Origin of the sequence: Streptosporangium sp. 'caverna' (assembly GCF_003203775.1) — a bacterium.
GTDB classification, from domain to species: Bacteria; Actinomycetota; Actinomycetes; order Streptosporangiales; family Streptosporangiaceae; genus Streptosporangium; species Streptosporangium subroseum.
In genome coordinates this window covers 1633677-1652016 of sequence record NZ_CP029711.1, presented here as the reverse complement: position 1 = coordinate 1652016, position 18340 = coordinate 1633677, and the positions used below count along the sequence as shown (strand labels likewise).

The following is an 18340-nucleotide window of genomic DNA, read 5'->3' as shown; positions in this document are numbered from 1 at the left end:
CTCAGGCCTCGCCTTCCGGCTTCTCCTCCACGGCCGGCTTCTCCTCGGAGACCGCGACGGGCTCGGCGGCCGCGACGGGCTCAGCCGGTGCCTCGGCGACGGGCTCGTCGGCCTTCACAGCGGCCTTACGAGTCGACTTCTTCGGCGTGGTGGCGGCGGCCTCAAGGGACAGCGCCTCCTTGGCCGCGGACTCGTAGATGGCGTGACGGTCGGGCTTGGGCTCGGCGACCAGGAGCGGAGCCGGAGCGGGCTCGCCCTTGAACTTCTGCCAGTCACCGGTGAGCTTGAGGAGCTTCAACACCGGATCGGTCGGCTGCGCGCCGACACTCAGCCAGTAAGCCGCCCGCTCGGAGTTGACCTCGATGCGCGAGGGGTTCTCCTTCGGGTGGTACAGGCCGATCTCCTCGATCGCCCGGCCGTCACGCTTGGTGCGGCTGTCGGCGATGACGATGCGGTACTGCGGGTTGCGGATCATGCCGAGCCGCTTGAGCTTGATCTTGACTGCCACTGGTGTGGTCTCTCCTGCATTAGAGCGTGGGTGAACGGCATCTCGTCGAGTGGGGCACGAAGAGAGGACCGATCGAGGGACAGGCATGGCACGCGGGGGTGAGAGGGCACCCACGTGTCACGATGTTCCAACATGCCATTGTGCCAGACGCGCGGCAGTGCCTGGCCAATCCCCAGACATCTCGTACGACTGGCAGAGGGCAAATCTCGGTAATTCGCGTGTGTCCGGCGTGCTGGACGGCTCGATCTGCTGCGCTAAATGACCGCCGTGGCAACCACCCTGAGATCTCTGCTGCTGACCGCGACCGGATCCGTCGCCGTACTGGGTGCGGTACTCGCCATCAGGGCGACCCCGGCCGGTTTCGCCGACATGCCCCCCGGCGACGCCCCCGGCACCACCCACACCGGCGTCAACGACGCCCCGGCCTCGACCGCGCCCCCGGCCCCGTCCGCGACCCCGTCCACGATCCGGCTCTCGCCTCCGGCCCCTTCCCCCGCCCCGGGTGACAGAAGACCTCGGAACGGGTGGGAGTCTCGGGGCGGGTGGGAGCCTCGAGACCGATGACGGGCATGTGACGACGAAGGCGGGGACCGCGGTTTCCCGCGGTCCCCGCCGCCTTCTCACGCACCAGCCGGGTCATCCGTCCGAGCCGTCAGAGGAGCCGAACGGTCCACCCGGCTCACCACGGCATCCGAAACGCCCGCTCAAACCGCCCGGACCGACCTACCCGAGAGCCGTTCGAACCCGTTTGAGACTCAGTGCCCTACTTGGGCTGTACGCCGAGCAACTCCAGGGCCGTCACGACGATGAAACCCAGCACGATGACCACCCAGATCCACCGTGCCCGCCGGTGAAAGCCCCCGTCGCTCATTTCTGGCCGGGGAGCTTGAACTTCGAGGGGTCGAAGCCCGGCGGCAGTTCCAGGCCCGGCGGGAGCTGCCTGCCGCCCAGGTTTCCGAGGACGCCGCCCGCGCTCGGGGCGGGGGCGTCAGCCGAGTCGGGCCCGCCCTTGGCCAGCCCCGCCTTGCGCGGGTCGCCACTGACCCGGCGCCCCTTGGCCGCCTTCTTCTGCGCGGCCTTGCCCGCCTTGCGGCTCCCCGGCATGCCGGGGATGCCCATTCCGCCCGCCATCCGCTTCATCATCTTCTGGGCGTCGAAGAAACGGGTGACCAGGCCGCTCACCTCGGTCACGGTCACGCCGGAACCCTTGGCGATGCGAGCCCTGCGAGAGCCGTCGATCATCTTCGGGTTCTGACGCTCGCCGGGGGTCATCGAACGGATGATGGCGGCGACGCGGTCCAGGTCACGGTCGTCGACCTGGTTGAGCTGCTCTCGCATCTGCCCCATGCCGGGCATCATGCCGAGCAGGTTCTTGATGGGCCCCATCTTCTGGACCATCATCATCTGCTCGAGGAAGTCCTCCAGGGTGAAGCCCTCGCCCGAGGTGAGCTTGCCCGCCATCTTGGCGGCCTCGGTCTCGTCGAAGGTCTTCTGGGCCTGCTCGATCAGGGTGAGGATGTCACCCATGTCGAGGATGCGGGAGGCCATCCGGTCCGGGTGGAAGGCGTCGAAGTCTTCGAGCTTCTCACCGGTGGACGCGAAGATGATCGGCTTGCCGGTGATGTGGCGGACCGACAGGGCGGCGCCGCCTCTGGCGTCGCCGTCGAGCTTGGTGAGCACGACGCCGTCGAAGCCGACGCCCTCCATGAAGGCCTGGGCCGTGGAGACGGCGTCCTGACCGATCATGGCGTCGACCACGAACAGGACCTCGTCGGGCGAGACCGCGTCGCGGATGTCGGCGGCCTGCCTCATCAGCTCCTGGTCGATGCCCAGACGGCCGGCGGTGTCGATGATGACGATGTCGTGCTGCTGCCGCTTGGCGTGGTCGATCGACTGGCGGGCCACGGCGACCGGGTCGCCGACGCCGTTGCCGGGCTCGGGCGCGTAGACCGCGACGCCCGCGCGCTCGGCCATGACCGCGAGCTGCTGAACCGCGTTGGGGCGCTGAAGGTCGGCGGCGACCAGCAGCGGGGTGTGGTTCTGCTCGCGCAGCCAGCGGGCGAGCTTGCCCGCCAGCGTGGTCTTGCCGGCGCCCTGAAGGCCCGCGAGCATGATGACGGTCGGCGGGTTCTTCGCGTAGCGAAGCCGCCGGGTCTCGCCGCCGAGGATCTCGACAAGCTCGTCATTGACGATCTTGACGACTTGCTGCGCCGGGTTCAGGGCCTGGGAGACCTCGACGCCCCGAGCGCGCTCCTTGACCTGGGCGACGAACGTCTTGACCACGGGCAACGCGACGTCGGCCTCGAGTAGCGCGATGCGGATCTCGCGGCAGGTCGCGTCGATGTCGGCCTCGGACAGCCGACCCTTGGAACGGAGGGAGGAGAAGACCGATGTCAGCCGGTCGGAAAGTGTCTCGAACACGTGATTTGGCCAGCCTCTGCGCTACAGGTCTGCGACTCGACCTCCCAGCCTATCTCGTTGGGAGGTGCGACTGACGCCTTGGCGCCTAGCGGCCCCAGCCGGGAACGGCCATCCGCATGGTGAGGGCGTGCTCCACCAGCGTGATGAGCGTGGCCTTCACCGCGTCGCGCGAACGCGCGTCGGTCCGGGCGATGGGGATGTGCGGCGCCAGGGTCAGCGCCTCCCGCACCTCGTCCTCACCGTGCAGGTAGGACCCGTCCCATCCGTTGACCGCCACCAGGAAGGGGAGCTTGGCCTCCTCGAAGTAGTCGATCGCCGGGAAGCTGTCGGCCAGCCGCCGGGTGTCGACCAGCACGATGGCCCCGATGGCGCCGCGGACCAGGTCGTCCCACATGAACCAGAACCGGTGCTGACCCGGCGTACCGAACAGGTACAGGATCAGGTCCCGGTCCAGCGAGACGCGGCCGAAGTCCATCGCGACCGTGGTGGTGGTCTTGTTGGGAGTGAGACCGAGATCGTCGATGCCGGCGCTGGCATCGGTCATCACCGCCTCGGTGGTCAGCGGTACGATCTCCGACACCGCCCCCACGAACGTGGTCTTACCCACGCCGAATCCACCGGCGACGACAATTTTCGTCGATGTCAGGCCGCCGCCGCGGCTAGAGCCTGCGAAGTCCACTGAGCACCCTTTCCAGCAGGTTGAGATCCGGCTTGCCCGCGTCCAGCTGCGGCTGATGCAGCTGAACAAGACCCTCGGCCGCCATGTCCGCGACCAGGATCCGGGTCACGCCGAGCGGGATGCGGAGCATCGCGGAGATCTCAGCGACCGAACGCACTTGCCGGCACAAGGCGCTGATCGCCTGGTACTCCGGAGTGCGGGTGGATAGATCTTGGTGTACAGACGTCGCCGAGGAGACCAGTGCCTCCAGGGCGAGCTGGGTCCGGGGGGCGGTCCGCCCCCCGGTTACGGCATACGGCCGGACGAGGGAGCTCTGCTCCCCCTGTGGCGGCTGCATGAGATGCGACGGAGCACCCTGTTGACGATAAGGGTCCTCCGTCTGCGGGTAGGGAGGAGCACCCTGCTGTCGATAGGGGTCCTCCGTCTGCTGATAGGGATTCCCCTGCTGACGATAGGGCTCGTCCGCCGGCTGATAGGGATTCCCCTGTTGCTGACGGTAAGGATCCTCCGTCGGCTGGTAGGGATTTCCCTGTTGCTGACGGTAAGGGTCGTCCGTCGCCTGATAAGGCGACCCGCTCAACGGGTCACCCTCACCGGTCCAACCGCGGCCTGCCACGGCAGCCTCCTAGCGTCATCGCCATCACCGAGGGTGAGAAGACTGAAGCTCGGCACGGACGGCCGGTGTCAGAACCTGACCGGCTCGCTCGACGAGCAACGTCATCTGGTAAGCCACCAACCCCATGTCGCAGTCGGCGGCGGCCAGTACGGCGAGGCAGGAACCATCACTGATCGACATGATGAGGAGCAGCCCTCGCTGCATCTCCACCACGGTCTGTGTGACGGCTCCACCCTCGAAAACCCTCGAGGCGCCCTGGGTCAGACTGATCAGACCCGCGGCCACAGCGGCCAGCTGGTCCGCCCGGTCCCTGGGGAACCCGTCGGAATACGCCAACGGCAGACCGTCCGCCGACACCACAACCGTGTGCGCCACGCCTGGGACGTTGCTCACAAAATCGGTGATCAGCCAATTGACCCCCCGGGCGGCCTGGCTCATTTCGCGCACGTGTCATCCTCCTTGGCGACCATGATGAGCTCAGTCATCGGTCCTCCTAGTTTCCTTCAACGTTTCGACCGAAATCGGGATACGGCTGCCCGTCGCCTGTTTCGCCCCTGGCTGCCGCGCGGCCCTGTCGGACTCCCTGCTGGAAGCTCGCCAGTCGGTTGCGCACCGCCTCCGGGGAGACCACGGGTCGGGGCATGGGGGTTTGGGAGGCCGCGCTCAGATCGGGAGCGGCCGTTCCGGGCACCAGGTTCGCCTTGGGCACCCGCTTGGGCAGCCCCGAACCGGTGACCCCGCCAAGTGAGGGCTCGCTGGCCGCCTGAGCCGCCTGCCAGCCCACGTCCGCCGGCGACGACCAGGATTCCGGTGCCGGGGCGGGCTGCTGTTGTGGTTTCTGCTGTTGCTGTTGCTGCTGGGGCAGCGGTTGGGGCCTGGAGGTCTCCTTGACCGTCTCGGGCTGGTCCTGGACGGGCGCGACCGCGACGGGCTCGACCTTCCTGAACCAGTCCGACTCGACCGCCGCGAAGATCGGCAGGAACTCCTCCCGCGCCTCCTCCATGGGTGAGGAGTCGGGAACCACCGGCAACGGGCCGGTGTTGTCCGCGGTGTCGAACCCACGTCGCTCGAACATTCCCGAGTTGCCCGTGGACGGCCATCCGACGGAGTCGCCACCGTGGATCGAGGTGCTGCCCCATCCCTCGGAGTTGACGGCCTGCGTCGAGGAGTTGTTGGACCAGACATCGGAGTCCGCCCCGCGTACGGGCGTGTTCAGCGCGTTCGACGTCTGGGACCAGATCCCGGAGTCACCACCGCGCATCGGGTCGTTCGGCCACGGTCCGGGTTCCACCTGGGAGGTGTTCGCCCAGCTCGGCGTGCCGCTCGGCGGCCCCTGGGCCGGCCGGGCGTTGCCGTACTGGCCGCTGTCGTAGGAGGGCCGCGGGGCTTCGAAGGAGTTGAACTGCTGCTGCTGTTGCTGCCCGATGTCGAAGGAGCGCTGGGCTGCCTCGAACGAGGCGAAGGCCTGCTGGGCGGGGTCGAGCGAGGTGGGGCTGGCCATCACCGGCGCCCGGTCCATCGAGGTCATGGATCCGGCCCAGTCGCCGCTCTGCGACATTCCGGGACCGCCGGGCATCTGCCGGTTGGCGGGGGCGGAGAGCATGTTCTCGGGGAGCTGGACCATGGCGGTCAGACCGCCGCCGTCCTGCTGCCTGAGCTGCACGCGGATACCGTGCCGCAGGGCCAGACGGCCGACCACGAACAGGCCCATCCGGCGGGACACCGAGACGTCCACCACGGGGGGGTTGGCCAGTCGCCAGTTCGCCTGGGCGAGTTCCTCGGGGGTCACGCCGATGCCGATGTCGCTGACCGAGATCATCACGCCGCCGCCGTCGATGCGGTTGCTGGACACGATGACCTTGGTCTCCCTGGGGGAGAAGGAGATCGCGTTCTCCACGAGCTCCGCGATCAGGTGCACGACGTCGTTGACGGACGTGCCGACCACGGCCACACCGGTGGAGAGCTGCAGGTTGACCCGCTCGTAGTTCTCGACCTCGGAGAGCGAGGCGCGTACCACGTCGATCAGCGGGATCGGCTGGCTCCAGCGGCGCGCGGGTTCCTGACCGGCGAGGACCAGGAGGTTCTCACTGTTACGGCGCATGCGGGTGGCCAGGTGGTCGAGGCGGAACAGGCTGCCGAGACGGGCCTCGTCCTGCTCGCCCTGTTCCAGGCTCTCGATCAGTGAGAGCTGACGCTCGACCAGAGTCTGGCTTCGCCGGGAGAGGTTGACGAACATCGCGTTGACGTTGCTCCGCAGCGTGGCTTCCTGACCGGCCAGACGTACGGCTTCGCGGTGGACCTCGTCGAAGGCCCGGGCCACCTGGCCGATCTCGTCGTCGGAGACCACTCCGATCGGGGAGATCTCCAGGGGAGCGGCGTTCTCTCCGCCCTCCCGCAGCTTCTGCACGGTCTCCGGGAGCCGGCGACCGGCGATCGACAGGGCCTCGGTACGCAGCGTGCGCAGCGGCCGGACCAGCGACTGGGCCATCAGGACGGTGATCGCGAGGACGAAGAGCAGCAGGACCGTGACGACGGCCCCGCCGATCAGCGCGCTGTTCTGCTCCGCCTGCTGGAGTTCCTTGGTCCGGACGACGATCGATTCGCCGATGCTCTTCTGGACGTCGCGCATGTTCTCGATGACGTCGCTGGTGGAGCTGAACCACTTGTCGATCTGCGCCTGTGTCCGGGGCAGCAGGGGGGCGGCGCCCGGCAGCTGCCTCAGGGTCGGGGCGATCAGCGCGCGGACGCGGAGCTGCTCGGCCTGGTCCTTCTTCGGGCCGCTCACCGTGTCGTCGTAGGCCTGGCGCTGGGCGAGCGAGGCCTCGGAGCGGAAGGTGACGAGCTCGCTGTCGCGCTGGGCGCGGGAGGAGACGAAGGCGTCGAAGCTCTCGCCGACGAAGCGCTGGGAGGTAATGACGATCACGAGGGCGGCGCGCTCGCGAGAGGCCTGCTCCTTCGCGCGGGTCAGCGCGCCGAACGCGCCGACGCTGCCGGTGAGGGCCTCGTCGTTGGTGACGCCCTGGCCGATCTCGTTGTGGATCGCGTGCAGGTCCAGGATCGCCCGCGAGTACATGTCCAGGGCGGGCTGGGCCAGCATCTCGGTGGTCGCGACGACCTGGCGCATGCTGGTGAGCTCCGTCAGGCGGCTGCGCACCTGGGCGATCTCGTCGTGGATGCGCTGCCCGCCCGAGCTGCCCTGGCTGATCTGCTCGACCGAGTCCACCTTCGCCCGGACCTCTGCGGCGGCCTTGTTGACGACCGCCTGCTGGTTCCTCATCGCCGTGCGCGTGGTGGCCGTGCGGCGCCCCTCGGCGATGAAGCGCACGGAGAGGTCTCGCTCCAGTGCCAGCTCGTGGGTGAGGTTGCTCAGGCGGATGGCGAAGTCGGCGATCGCTCCCGCGCGCTCGTAATCGGCGGCGCTGGACACCGAGGACACGATCCGAAGACCGCCGAAGGCGACTCCGGCGAGGGTCGGGATGAGAACGAGGGCGATCAGCCTGGATCGCACACGCCAGTTGCGCAGCGCGAACCTGCCGCCGCGCCGGACCTCGGGGGCCCCGTACTCGTTGGCCCTGTCCTCGTCCTGGTCTCTGGACGCTTCGAGTGCCCTGTCGATGTCGGAGGCCTCACGCGGTGATGCTGTCCTCATAGATATCCGCTGCCTCTCGTCGGGCGGCCGGGTACGGAGAGGATCGCGTCAAACACCTGAGCGGTGTGAAACACCTGGGAGGTGTGAGACACCGACGCGTCCATGGGGCGAGGGTTATTGGAGCACAGCTCCCTGAATTCGGCCAATGCCCCTAAGTACCTCAAATCGGACTTTCCATCCATATCTGCCTAATTCCCTCATCGACGGCTCCCTGGTACCTGCGACGCTCAAACGATGAATCATCACTATTACGCCTGATATGCGACATTCCATGAGGAACGGTCGTTAAGAGCTTTAATGTCCATATCGGTGATCCGCTGCTGGGCAGCGGCCATATCCGTCAGTTCCTTCGATGTGAGCACGTCTTTGATGTCGTCGAATCCATCGGGCGCTCGCTCGGTGACCAAGGTGATGGTCTCCTCTATGGGCAGCTCACGATGGGCAAGCACGAGTTTGGTGGTGGCGGTTCTGCGGTCCCGTTCGTACGCGGCCAGTCCCGCGGCCGGGTCGGCCGCACCGGCCAGTTCCATGGCCAGAACACGGGCGTCCAGTACGGCCTGCGAGCCGCCGTTGCTACCAACCGGATACAGCGGGTGAGCGGCGTCACCCAGCAGAGTGACCCTGCCGGTCCCCCACCAGGGAAGCGGATCCTTGTCCACCATCGGATATTCCAGGATCCGCCCAGAACCGGAAATAAGCGCCGGCACGTCCAGAAAGGGCAACTGCCAGCCGGCGAAATGCGGGAGCACGTCCTCCAGTCGGCCGGGTCTCGACCAGTCGGCGGCCGTAAGGGGGCCGGGTTCGGCGATCGCCACCTCGGCCACCCAGTTGATCAGTGCTCTCCCCCGGACCGGCGCCGAGATGGGGTAGACCACGAACTTGGACACCGCCATGGCACCCGCGACGATCAGCGTGGTGCCGTCGAGGAAGGGATCTCCCTCGGCCGTTCCCCGCCACATCCGGATCCCGTTCCACATCAGCGGTCCGTCGTCGGGATGCAGCCGGGCGCGCACGGTCGAGTGGATGCCGTCCGCGCCCACGAGGACGTCGGCCGTCTCCTTCAGAAGCTCGCCGGTCCGCACGTCACGCAGCGACGCCGTAACCCCGGTGAACTCCGCGCTCCCGGCAGTTTCAATCGAGTGTTGCTCGAAGTCCTCCAGCGACAGCCCGGTCCTGACGGCACCAGGGCCGAGCCGTTCACGCACCGCGGCGAGGAGCAGCATCTGCAGCTCCCCGCGGTGAATGGAGTACTGGGGCCAGTTGTATCCCGCGTGCCTTCCGCGCGGCAGCGCCAGGATCGTCCCGCCGAACCTGTCCGTGTAGGTCTGGTAACTCGTCGGGACGCCGACCTTCGCGAGCTCGTCCCCCAGGCCGAGCTCGATCAGCTCCCGGACGGCGTGCGGCTGCAGGTTGATGCCCACCCCGAGGGGGCGCAGCTCCAGAGCCGACTCGGCGACCAGGCAGTCGATACCGGCGGCGTGAAGGCTCAGCGCGGTGGTGAGCCCTCCGATGCCACCGCCGATGATCAGTACTTGCATGGCCGCCTCGATGTCCGCCCGGGGTTCACGTCGCCCCCCGCGAGCTCAGGTGCCACCTGAGTGCCCGCTTCTCCACCGCCACGAAGACGGCGTTGAGCAGGTAGCCCAGTACGCCCAGAATCACGATTCCCGCCCACATCTGGGGCAGTTCGAAGCTGCGCTGGGCGCCGATGAGGAGCGAGCCGATGCCCACGGTGCTCCCGATGAGCTCGGACAGGATCATCAGGATGAGGGCGAGGCCGAGACTGATCCGGAGACCGGCCACGATCTTGGGAGCCGCGGCGGGGATGACGATCCACAGCAGCCTCCGGACCCCCCGCACGCCGAAGACCTCGGCGCTGTCCAGGTGGAGCTGCTCCACCGTGCGGACACCGTCGATGGTGTTGAGCAGCACCGGCCAGATGACGCCGGAGACGATGGTCGCCACCTGCATGGGCGTCCCGAGCTGGAACGCCGCGATGTAGAAGGAGATCAGCGTGGGCGGCGGAATCGCCCGCCCAAAGTGGATCATCGGCTCGATGTAGTCGGCCAGCTTGCGGGACAGGCCCAGCGCGATGCCGATGGCAACCCCCACGAGGCAGGCGAGCACCCAGCCGCCGAAGAGGTTGTACAGACTGTGCCCGAAGTCGTCCAGCGCGTCCTGGGTGAGGAACAGCTGGCTCGCCGGGCCGGAGAACCACAGCTCGTACATCGCCACGACGATCTCCGACGGCGGCGGGAAGTAGCTCTCCTGGATGATCCGGGTGGCCACCTCCCAGGCCGCGATCAACACGATCGCGAGCCAGAACCGGGAGAACGCCCCGACGAGAACGCCGCGCACCGCCGTGACGGCCCGGCCCGGAGGACGGGCGTGCCGGCTGGTGTCGTCATGCGTCGCCGTACCGGCCTGGCTCATGCCGCCGTCCTCTCGGTGCGGGCGAAGTGCCAGCGGAAGGCGCCGCGCTCCACCCGGACCAGCAGCGCGTTGACGAGGAGGCCGAGGACTCCCGCCCAGATCGCGCCGGCCAGCATCACGTCGGTGTTACCTCCGGAGCTGCTCGCGTTGATGAGGAAGACGCCGAGGCCGCTCGAGCCGCCGCTCAGGAGCTCGGCACTCACGACCACGACCAGCGCGATGCCCGCGGAGACACGCACCCCGGTCGCCACGAACGGGGCCGCGCTGGGTAGCGAGACCCGCCAGAGCACGGCCAGGGGGCCGAAGCCGAAACTGCGCATCGCGTCCTTCGCCACGGGATCCACGTCTTGAAGTGCATAGAGCGTGTTGAGCAGGATGGGCCAGCACGCCGCGTAGAGGATCAGCGAGATCTTCATCTCGGTCTCGGAGGTGAACAGCAGGATCGCCAGCGGGATCAGCGCCACCGAGGGGATCGGGCGGAGGAACTCCACCACGATCCTGCTCGGCGTGCTCAGCCACGGGACCGATCCGAGCACCACTCCGACGACGACCGCCACGACGACGGCCAGGACCAATCCGACCAACCAGGCCAGGACCGTGTCCGCCACGCCGGCGAGGAACACGGGGTCCCCCGCCAGCGTGACGGATCGGAGCAGCACCTCGGAGATCGGTGGTACGACCTCCGAGTCGACGATCCCCAGCCGGACGATCATCTCGGCCAGGACCATCGTCGCGCAGGCTCCGATCACCCCTCGGATGACACGGGTTCTGTTCATTTGCCCGAAGGGGCCGCGATGAGGTCCTGCACGTTGAGGGTCTCATCGAGAAGGCCGTACTCGTGCATGGTGTCGGCGACCCGCTGGAGCCTGGTGGCGTTCAGCGTGGTGGGGAAGCCGCCGATGGCGAGGCTGGCCGCAGCGTCCGCCTTGATGGTGGTGTACTTCGGAATGATCGCGACCACGTTCGCCCGGTCGGCCGCCAGCGCCATGGCCTTGCCCATCGCCCGCTGGAACGCCGCCACGGTGTTGGGGCTCGCCTTGACGAACTCCGAGGTCGCCGCGTAGCCGGCGATCGGGAAGTCGGCGGTCGGGCCCTGCGAGGTGTCCCAGATGACCCGGGCGCCGATGGACTGGCCGATGAAGGTGCCGAACGGCTCCACGGGCTGGATGGCGTCGGCCTTGCCACCCTTCAGCACGCCCTCCATCTCCGGGAAGGGGAACTCCACGAAGTTCTTGTCCTCGTCGAGGTCGAAGTTGTTCGCCTTGGCGGCGGCGCGGATCAGCATCGTGGAGATGTTGCGCTTGGTGTTGACCGCGATGGTCTTGCCCTTGAGGTCGGCCACGGTCTGGATCGGGCTGTCCTTGGCCACCATGATGGTGTGCGTCCCCTTGGCGCTCTGGAAGCCGTCGGAGACGATCTTCAGGTCGATGACGCCCTTGGCGTCGGCGCTGAAGAAGGAGACGTAGTTACCGAAGCTGATGTCCAGCGCGCCGCTCTTGAGCTTCGGGATCGCCTCGGCGCCACCCGCGAGGGTGGTCAGCGTGACGTCGAGGCCCTCGGCCTTGAACAGGCCCTTCTCCATCGCGATCTGCAGCGGGGCCGTGTCGACGACCGGAATCGTGCCGATGTTGATTTTGGTCTTCTCGAGGGTGGTCCCACCGGCGGCCGTGGCCTTGGTGGACTCCTCGGCGCCGCTGCATCCGGTGGCTGCAATAAGCGCCAGCGCCAGGATTCCGACGATGGATGAGCGTAATTTCATGGATCCTCCAGGACCGCACAGCAAGAGAAGACCGCACAGCATGAAGAAACGATCTTCGGAAAGAGAATGGCAGGATCGTAGCGCACATACATGTCTATGAAATGACTTCTACCACTCTGGCATCAAATTTCCGATTTAGAACATATGTCACGATAAATGACAAAAGGGCATAAATCGGACATAACATGACTGCGGACTTGACCTCCGATAGAGTCCCCGCACAAGCTCCAGCGAATCGCGCCCTAGGAATCACCTTGCTTGAGATCGCCAACCTCACCCACACCTACGGCAGTGGCGAGAAAGCGCACCGGGCCATCGGCGGGCTCGAACTGAGCGTCGCCGAGGGCGAGCTTCTCTGCATTGTCGGCCCCTCAGGCTGCGGAAAGTCCACTCTGCTGCGTTCCATCGCCGGGCTCATCAAGCCGACCGGCGGAACCATCGAAGTCAGCGGAGTCCCGGTACGGCAGACGCCCGACAACCTGGCCGTCGTCTTCCAGGACTACAGCCGTTCGCTGTTCCCCTGGATGTCGGTGGCCGACAACGTCGCCCTGCCGCTGCGCCGCCGGAACATGGACCGCAAGCAGCGCATGGCCGCCGCCCAGGAGGCGTTGGAGCAGGTCGACCTGCCCGCCGCCGCGAGTAAATACCCCTTCGAGCTGTCCGGTGGCATGCAGCAGCGCGTGGCGATCGCCCGGGCGCTGGCCTACCGTCCCGCGCTGATGCTGATGGACGAGCCGTTCGGCTCCGTCGACGCTCAGACCAGGGAGGACCTGGAGGATCTCGTCCTGCAGGTCAGGGAGCGTCACCAGATGACGATCGTCCTGATCACCCACGACATCGACGAGAGCGTCTACGTCGGAGACCGGGTCGTGGTGCTGTCCAAATCGCCTTCGAGGGTCGTCGGCGATCTGCGCGTCAACCTCCCAGGTCCCCGTAACCAGATCACCACCAGGGAGAATCCGGAGTTCGTCCGCCTGCGCGCCGAGGTCGGCCGCCTGGTCAGGGGAGTCGAGCCGGCCCTCGCGTGATGGTCGCCTGAATCTCGGCTCAGCCGGCGACGGGCACGTATTCCCCTGAACCCCCAGCTCACACCGCGTGCGATTGCTTCGCGGACAATTTTATTGATGGAACGTTCAAAAGCATGTCCGCCGGTTATACGAGGCGGGCATGCTTTCGGCTGTCGCCATTGATTCCGGCCCCGCCGATCCGCGATCGCCCCGTTCTTTCACTCGATCGCAACCGCCCGATCACGCGCTGTTCGATTGCACGCGCCGACGCGAATCAAATGGCCGAATGCGACCAAAGATCTTTATGAGAAAGATCTTCATGAGAAATAGGTTCCGCGTTCGAAACGAATTCAAATCGTCATCGAATTTTCACACCGCCGCGGCTCGGCGGAACGGATTTCCGTAGGCGATGCGCCGCCCGTCCGGGCCACCACCGTCACCGGCGGAGGATCGAATCTCCGTACGGGCTCTGCCGACGTGCCGCCTGTCCGGGCCGCCGTCGCCGGGCCGAACCGGGGTGTGCGCCCGCCGATGGCCGTTCTCCCGCCACGAGACGCGGGGACCGGTGCCAGTGGGGGCCCGCCGGTTGGCGCGGGTACCACGGGGTGCTGCGGGGATGCTGCGAGGTACTGCGAGGTACTGCGGACACTCCGAAAACACAGCGTGGGCCCACCCGTTGGGGTGGGCCCACGCTGTAACTTTCAGACCCTGAGGGTGAGGACGTGCTCGACCAAAGTGATCAAGGTTGATTTCACCGCGTCGCGGGACCGGGCGTCGGTCCGTACGACAGGAATGTGCGGGGGGATCGTCAGGGCCTCGCGCACCTCCTCCTCACCGTGAGCGTGTGAGCCTCCGAAACCGTTCAGCGCCACGACGAATGGCAGCCCGGCCTCTTCGAAGTAGTCGATCGCCGGGAAGCTGTCCGCCAGCCGCCTGGTGTCGACCAGCACGATCGCACCGATCGCACCCTTCACAAGGTCGTCCCACATGAACCAGAACCGGTGCTGACCCGGCGTACCGAACAGGTACAGGATCAGATCGCGGTCCAGCGAAACCCGGCCGAAGTCCATGGCGACCGTGGTGGTCCGCTTGGTCGGAATGTGCGAGAGGTCGTCGACTCCCGCACTCGCCTCTGTCATCACCGCTTCCGTGGTCAGCGGCATGATCTCGGAGACCGCACCAACGAAGGTCGTCTTGCCGACACCGAACCCGCCGGCAACAACGATCTTCGTCGATGTCAATCCGGCGTCAGAGCCTGCGAAGCCCACTGAGCACCCTTTCAAGCAAGTTGAGATCCGGCTTTCCAGCATCCAGCTGCGGCTGGTGAAGCTGCACCAGGCCCTCGGCCGCCATGTCCGCGATCAGTACACGGGTCACACCCAACGGCATGCGCAACAACGCCGACAACTCGGCGACCGAGCGCACCTGCCGGGACAACGAAATGATCGCCTGGTACTCCGTGGAGAGCGTGGATATATCCACGTTCGCCAACGTCGCCGAGGAAACCAGCGCCTCAAGAGCAAGCTGTATCCGGGGGGCGGTCCGTCCCCCGGTCACAGCGTACGGGCGAATCAAACGATCTCGCCCACTCTTCGCCTGAGACGTGTTAGGGGACTCCTCCCCCGGTCCACGCCAACCCGGTGCGTCCATATCACCCCCCTATCGCTGAACCGACTGCAGCTCGGCGCGGAGCGCAGGCGTGAGCGCCTGGCCGGCACGCTCTGCCAACAGCGTCATCTGGTAGGCCACAAGGCCCATGTCACAGTCCGGCGAAGCCAGTACGGCCAGCGCTGAACCATCGCTGATCGACATGGTCAGCAGGAGACCCCGCTGCATCTCGATCACTGTCTGCGAAACGGAGCCGCCCTCGAAGACCCGGGCGGCCCCCTGGGTCAGGCTGATCAGGCCTGCCGTGATCGCGGCGAGCTGGTCGGCGCGATCCCTCGGGAAGCCCTGCGAGTAGGCCAGCGGAAGGCCGTCCGCGGAGACGATCACCGCGTGCGCCACCCCCGGCATCTCCTTGACGAACTCGGTGATCAGCCAGTTGAAGCCGCGGGCGGCCTGACTGAGTTGGTTGTTCACTGGTTCTCTCCCTCGACGGCGTTGGACCGCTGGCTCATCTCAGCGCGGCCCTGCCGTACGCCTTGCTGGAAACTGGACAGACGACTGCGCACCCGTTCCGCGGAGATCGGCGGCATCGGGGCCGCCGGCGCCGCCGGCGCCGCGGAGGCGGATCCGGGAACGAGATTCGCCTTCGGCACGCGCTTGGGCAGACCCGCTCCGGTCGTGCCACCCTCCGCGGGCTTCTTGGCGGCCTCGGCGGCCGCCCAGCCCTGGTCCGCGGGAGTGCTCCACGGCTGCCTGCCAACGGGCGGCGCGGCCGACCGGGGCTGTTGTGTCTGCTGGGGCTGCTGCGGCCTCTGTGACAGTTGCGGGGGACCTTCCTGGGGCTGAGCGGCCCGGAGCCCCGCGGGGCCCTGAGCGCCGATTTGAGGGGTTTTAGGCTGTCGGGGCTCCAGGCCGTGCGGCCCTGGCCGACGGACCCGGGGCTCCAGCGGCCGGAGACCGGCCTCGGCCTCGGCTGCGGGAGTCGCGGGGTCCGCGGGTGCGGAGTCGAGCGGCTCGACCTCGGATTCGGCTCCGGCGTCGCTGCCGCGGAACCAGTCGGATCCCACCGCCGCGAAGATCGGCAGGAACTCGTCCGGCTTCGAGTCCGGCGCCGACGTCTCGACCGCGGGCATGGTCTGGGTGTCCTCCGCCAGGTCCGCCCGCTGCTGCGCCCACGGATCGGGCTGGGGGACCTCCTGTCCCGGCGGCGGGAAGGACGTCTGCGAGGTCGACGAGAAAGGCGACGACCACAGATCCTCCACCGCGGAGGCGGACACCACCGGCGCCGACCAGAGGTTGTTCGACCCCTGCGCCGGAGTGGGCGGCTGGGGCGGCTGTGCCGGAACCGGCGGCTGAGCGAGCCCCTGCGGCCCCTGAGGTCCCTGGGGCGGCCGTGCCCCGCGCACCGGAGCGGCTCCGAACGGATCCGGGTTGTTCGACGCCGAGCCGAACGGGTCGGGATTGTTCGACGCCAGGCCGAACGAGTCCATGTTGCCGGACGTGGCGCCGAAGGACCCCAGGCTGTTCGACGTGGCGTCGAACTGGATCGGGCTGTTCGATGTGGAGTCGAAGAGACCCGGGTTGTTCGACGCGGAGCCGAACGAGGCCTGGTTGCCGTTCGACGCGGAGCCGAACGGGGCCTGGTTCGCCGGGGCGCCGAACGACGCGGACAGTCCGGACTGCCCGGCGGGGCCGGCCATCGCCGGCTCGGGCTGGGCCACCACCTGCACGGGAAGGAGGACGACGGCGCTCAGGCCGCCGACCTCCGGACGCCGTAGCTGAACCCGGATGCCGTGGCGCATGGCCAGGCGGCCGACCACGAACAGGCCCATCCGGCGGGAGACCGACAGGTCCACCGCGGGCGGCTCGGACAGACGGCGGTTGGCCTCGGCCAGCTCTTCCTCGCTCATGCCGATGCCCGAGTCCGTGACCGCCAGGATGACGGCCCCCATCTCGTTGCCGTTGCTGGTCACCGTGATCTTGGTGTCCTGCGGCGAGAAGAAGATCGCGTTCTCGACGAGCTCCGCGATCAGGTGGACGATGTCGTTGACGGCCTGGCCGATGACCAGGATGCCGGACTCGACCCGGAGGGTCACCCGCTCGTAGTTCTCGACCTCCGACAGGGAGGCGCGGACGACGTCGCTGAGCGGGACCGGCTCACTCCACCGGCGGCTCTGCTCCTGGCCGGCGAGGACCAGGAGGTTCTCGGAGTTGCGGCGCATGCGGGTGGCCAGGTGGTCCAGCTTGAAGAGGCTGCCCAGCCGGGCGTCGTCCTGCTCGCCCTGCTCCAGGTCGTCGATGAGGTCGATCTGCCGCTCCACGAGCGACTGGGTGCGCCGGGAGAGGTTGACGAACATCGCGTTGACGTTGCTCCGCAGGCGGGCCTCGTCGCCCGCCAGCCGGATGGCCTCGCGGTGGACCTCGTCGAAGGCCCGCGCCACTTCCCCGATCTCGTCGCGGGAGACCACTCCGATGGAGGGCACCTCGACGTGTGGAGCGAGGTCGCCGGACTCCCGCAGCACGCGGACGGTCTCCGGCAGCCGGGTGTCGGCCACCTCGAGCGCCTCGGTCCGCAGCCTGCGCAGCGGCCGGACCAGCGTGCCGGCCACCCAGGCGGTGATCAGCAGGATCAGAACCAGCAGGACCAGGATCGCGGCACCGGAGATGAAGGCGCTGCGCTGTTCGGCGCTCTCCAGCTCCTGGCTGCGGGAGACCACCGCGGCGGAGAGGCCGCGCTCGACGGTCCGCATGGCGTCCACCATCGCGGTGGAGGAGTCGTACCACTCGGTGATCCCGAGCCTGGCCAGTGGTTTGTTCTCGCGCATGCGGGACATGACCAGGGCACGCATGGCGTCGGCCCTGTCGATCTTCGGGCCGCTGACCACGTCGCGGAAGCGCTTGATGTCGTCGGCCGTGGCGGTCGCCCGGAAGGAGGCCAGTTCGCTCTCCTGGCTCTTGTAAGCCCCCAGGAAGTCGGCCGGGTCGTCGAAGTCGAACTTCCGCTGGATCAGGCCGACGAGCAGGATGCCCCGCTCCCTGGCGACCTGCTCCTTGGCCCGGGTCAGCGCACCGAGCGCGAGCGCGTCACCGATGAGGCGCTCGTCGCCGCCGCTGCGGCCCAGGTCGTCGTGGAGGGTGATGAAGTCGGCGATCATCCGCGAGTACATGCCCAGGGCGGCGCGCGGAAGGACATTGCTCCCGGTGATCAGCTTTCGCAGACCTGGGAGACCCTCCAGCCAGCGGCGCATCTGGGAGGTCTCGGTGCGGACGCGAGCCGTCTGCGCGCCGTCGAGGCCGTCGATGGCGCTCAGAACCTGCTTGGAGGTCCGGTCGACCGTCTGCTGCTGATCCTTGACCCGCTTGAACCGGGTGGCGTTGCGGTTGTTGGCGATGTACCAGGCGGTGAGGTCGCGCTCCTCTGCCATCTCGTGGGAGAGGGTGCCAAGACCCTCGACGAGTGAGGCGACCTCGGTCATCCTGCCGTACTCGGCGGCGGTGGACAGCGAGGCGGTCAGCTGAAGACCGGACAGCAGGACGGCCGCCGCGGTCGGGAGCAGGATCAGCGCGACCAGACGGGGACGCACACGCCAGTTCGCCGGCAGGAGTCGACTGCCCACCCCTGACGCGCGGTGGCTCCGGCGGTCTTGTGTCATCACTGGC

Annotated in this window: 16 protein-coding genes; 2 read left to right on the top strand and 14 right to left on the bottom strand. The window is 67.7% G+C overall.

Annotation, left to right across the window (positions count from 1 at the left end; translation table 11 throughout):
- Position 1: 1 nt before the first annotated feature.
- Complete coding sequence (gene rpsP / locus DKM19_RS07410; protein WP_110695060.1) at positions 2-508, bottom strand: 30S ribosomal protein S16; 507 nt, start codon at positions 506-508, stop codon at positions 2-4.
- A gap of 267 nt (positions 509-775) precedes the next feature.
- Between rpsP and DKM19_RS49325 the strand changes: the two genes are divergently transcribed.
- Complete coding sequence (locus DKM19_RS49325) at positions 776-1072, top strand: hypothetical protein (RefSeq protein ID WP_162641354.1); 297 nt, start codon at positions 776-778, stop codon at positions 1070-1072.
- A 303-nt stretch (positions 1073-1375) separates the two neighbouring features.
- Here the strand turns inward: DKM19_RS49325 and ffh are convergent, their stop codons facing one another.
- The 9 genes from ffh to DKM19_RS07360 form a co-directional block, all read right to left on the bottom strand.
- Positions 1376-2929 carry a signal recognition particle protein gene (ffh, locus tag DKM19_RS07400; protein ID WP_110695059.1) on the bottom strand — a complete coding sequence of 518 codons (1554 nt, stop codon included), beginning with the start codon at positions 2927-2929 and terminating at the stop codon, positions 1376-1378.
- An 85-nt stretch (positions 2930-3014) separates the two neighbouring features.
- A complete protein-coding gene (locus DKM19_RS07395) occupies positions 3015-3575 on the bottom strand; it encodes an ATP/GTP-binding protein (protein WP_089208133.1) in 561 nt (186 codons plus the stop codon).
- Positions 3576-3588: 13 nt separating this feature from the next.
- Positions 3589-3945 (bottom strand): DUF742 domain-containing protein, encoded by a 357-nt coding sequence (locus DKM19_RS07390; protein ID WP_089208134.1) that lies wholly within the window; start codon positions 3943-3945, stop codon positions 3589-3591.
- A 303-nt stretch (positions 3946-4248) separates the two neighbouring features.
- Positions 4249-4662: a roadblock/LC7 domain-containing protein gene (locus tag DKM19_RS07385; protein ID WP_204359038.1), complete on the bottom strand. Its 414-nt coding sequence runs from the start codon at positions 4660-4662 to the stop codon at positions 4249-4251.
- 55 nt (positions 4663-4717) lie between these two features.
- Positions 4718-7873: a nitrate- and nitrite sensing domain-containing protein gene (locus DKM19_RS07380; RefSeq protein ID WP_110695058.1), complete on the bottom strand. Its 3156-nt coding sequence runs from the start codon at positions 7871-7873 to the stop codon at positions 4718-4720.
- A gap of 248 nt (positions 7874-8121) precedes the next feature.
- Entirely contained in the window at positions 8122-9411 is a 1290-nt protein-coding gene (locus DKM19_RS07375) for a flavin-dependent oxidoreductase (protein WP_110695057.1), read from the bottom strand.
- A 25-nt stretch (positions 9412-9436) separates the two neighbouring features.
- Positions 9437-10306, bottom strand: a complete 870-nt coding sequence (locus tag DKM19_RS07370) for an ABC transporter permease (RefSeq protein WP_110695056.1) — start codon at positions 10304-10306, stop codon at positions 9437-9439.
- Positions 10303-11082, bottom strand: coding sequence for an ABC transporter permease (locus tag DKM19_RS07365; protein ID WP_110695055.1), 780 nt, complete (start codon positions 11080-11082; stop codon positions 10303-10305). The genes DKM19_RS07370 and DKM19_RS07365 overlap by 4 nt, the downstream gene beginning before the upstream one ends.
- Positions 11079-12065: an ABC transporter substrate-binding protein gene (locus DKM19_RS07360; RefSeq protein ID WP_162641352.1), complete on the bottom strand. Its 987-nt coding sequence runs from the start codon at positions 12063-12065 to the stop codon at positions 11079-11081. The genes DKM19_RS07365 and DKM19_RS07360 overlap by 4 nt, the downstream gene beginning before the upstream one ends.
- Before the next feature lie 254 nt (positions 12066-12319).
- Between DKM19_RS07360 and DKM19_RS07355 the strand changes: the two genes are divergently transcribed.
- The gene (locus DKM19_RS07355) at positions 12320-13093 is read left to right on the top strand and encodes an ABC transporter ATP-binding protein (RefSeq protein ID WP_239514128.1); all 774 of its coding nucleotides are present in this window, start codon (positions 12320-12322) and stop codon (positions 13091-13093) included.
- A gap of 680 nt (positions 13094-13773) precedes the next feature.
- On the opposite strand, the gene DKM19_RS07350 is transcribed toward DKM19_RS07355, so the two are convergent.
- From DKM19_RS07350 to DKM19_RS07335, 4 genes are read right to left on the bottom strand one after another with little or no spacing between them, the layout of a single operon-like run.
- Positions 13774-14313 carry an ATP/GTP-binding protein gene (locus tag DKM19_RS07350; RefSeq protein ID WP_089208132.1) on the bottom strand — a complete coding sequence of 180 codons (540 nt, stop codon included), beginning with the start codon at positions 14311-14313 and terminating at the stop codon, positions 13774-13776.
- 7 nt (positions 14314-14320) lie between these two features.
- A complete protein-coding gene (locus DKM19_RS07345; RefSeq protein WP_089208036.1) occupies positions 14321-14722 on the bottom strand; it encodes a DUF742 domain-containing protein in 402 nt (133 codons plus the stop codon).
- Between the two features lie 9 nt (positions 14723-14731).
- Positions 14732-15154: a roadblock/LC7 domain-containing protein gene (locus DKM19_RS07340; RefSeq protein WP_110695052.1), complete on the bottom strand. Its 423-nt coding sequence runs from the start codon at positions 15152-15154 to the stop codon at positions 14732-14734.
- Positions 15151-18264, bottom strand: coding sequence for a nitrate- and nitrite sensing domain-containing protein (locus DKM19_RS07335; RefSeq protein WP_162641351.1), 3114 nt, complete (start codon positions 18262-18264; stop codon positions 15151-15153). The genes DKM19_RS07340 and DKM19_RS07335 overlap by 4 nt, the downstream gene beginning before the upstream one ends.
- Between the last annotated feature and the right edge of the window lie 76 nt (positions 18265-18340).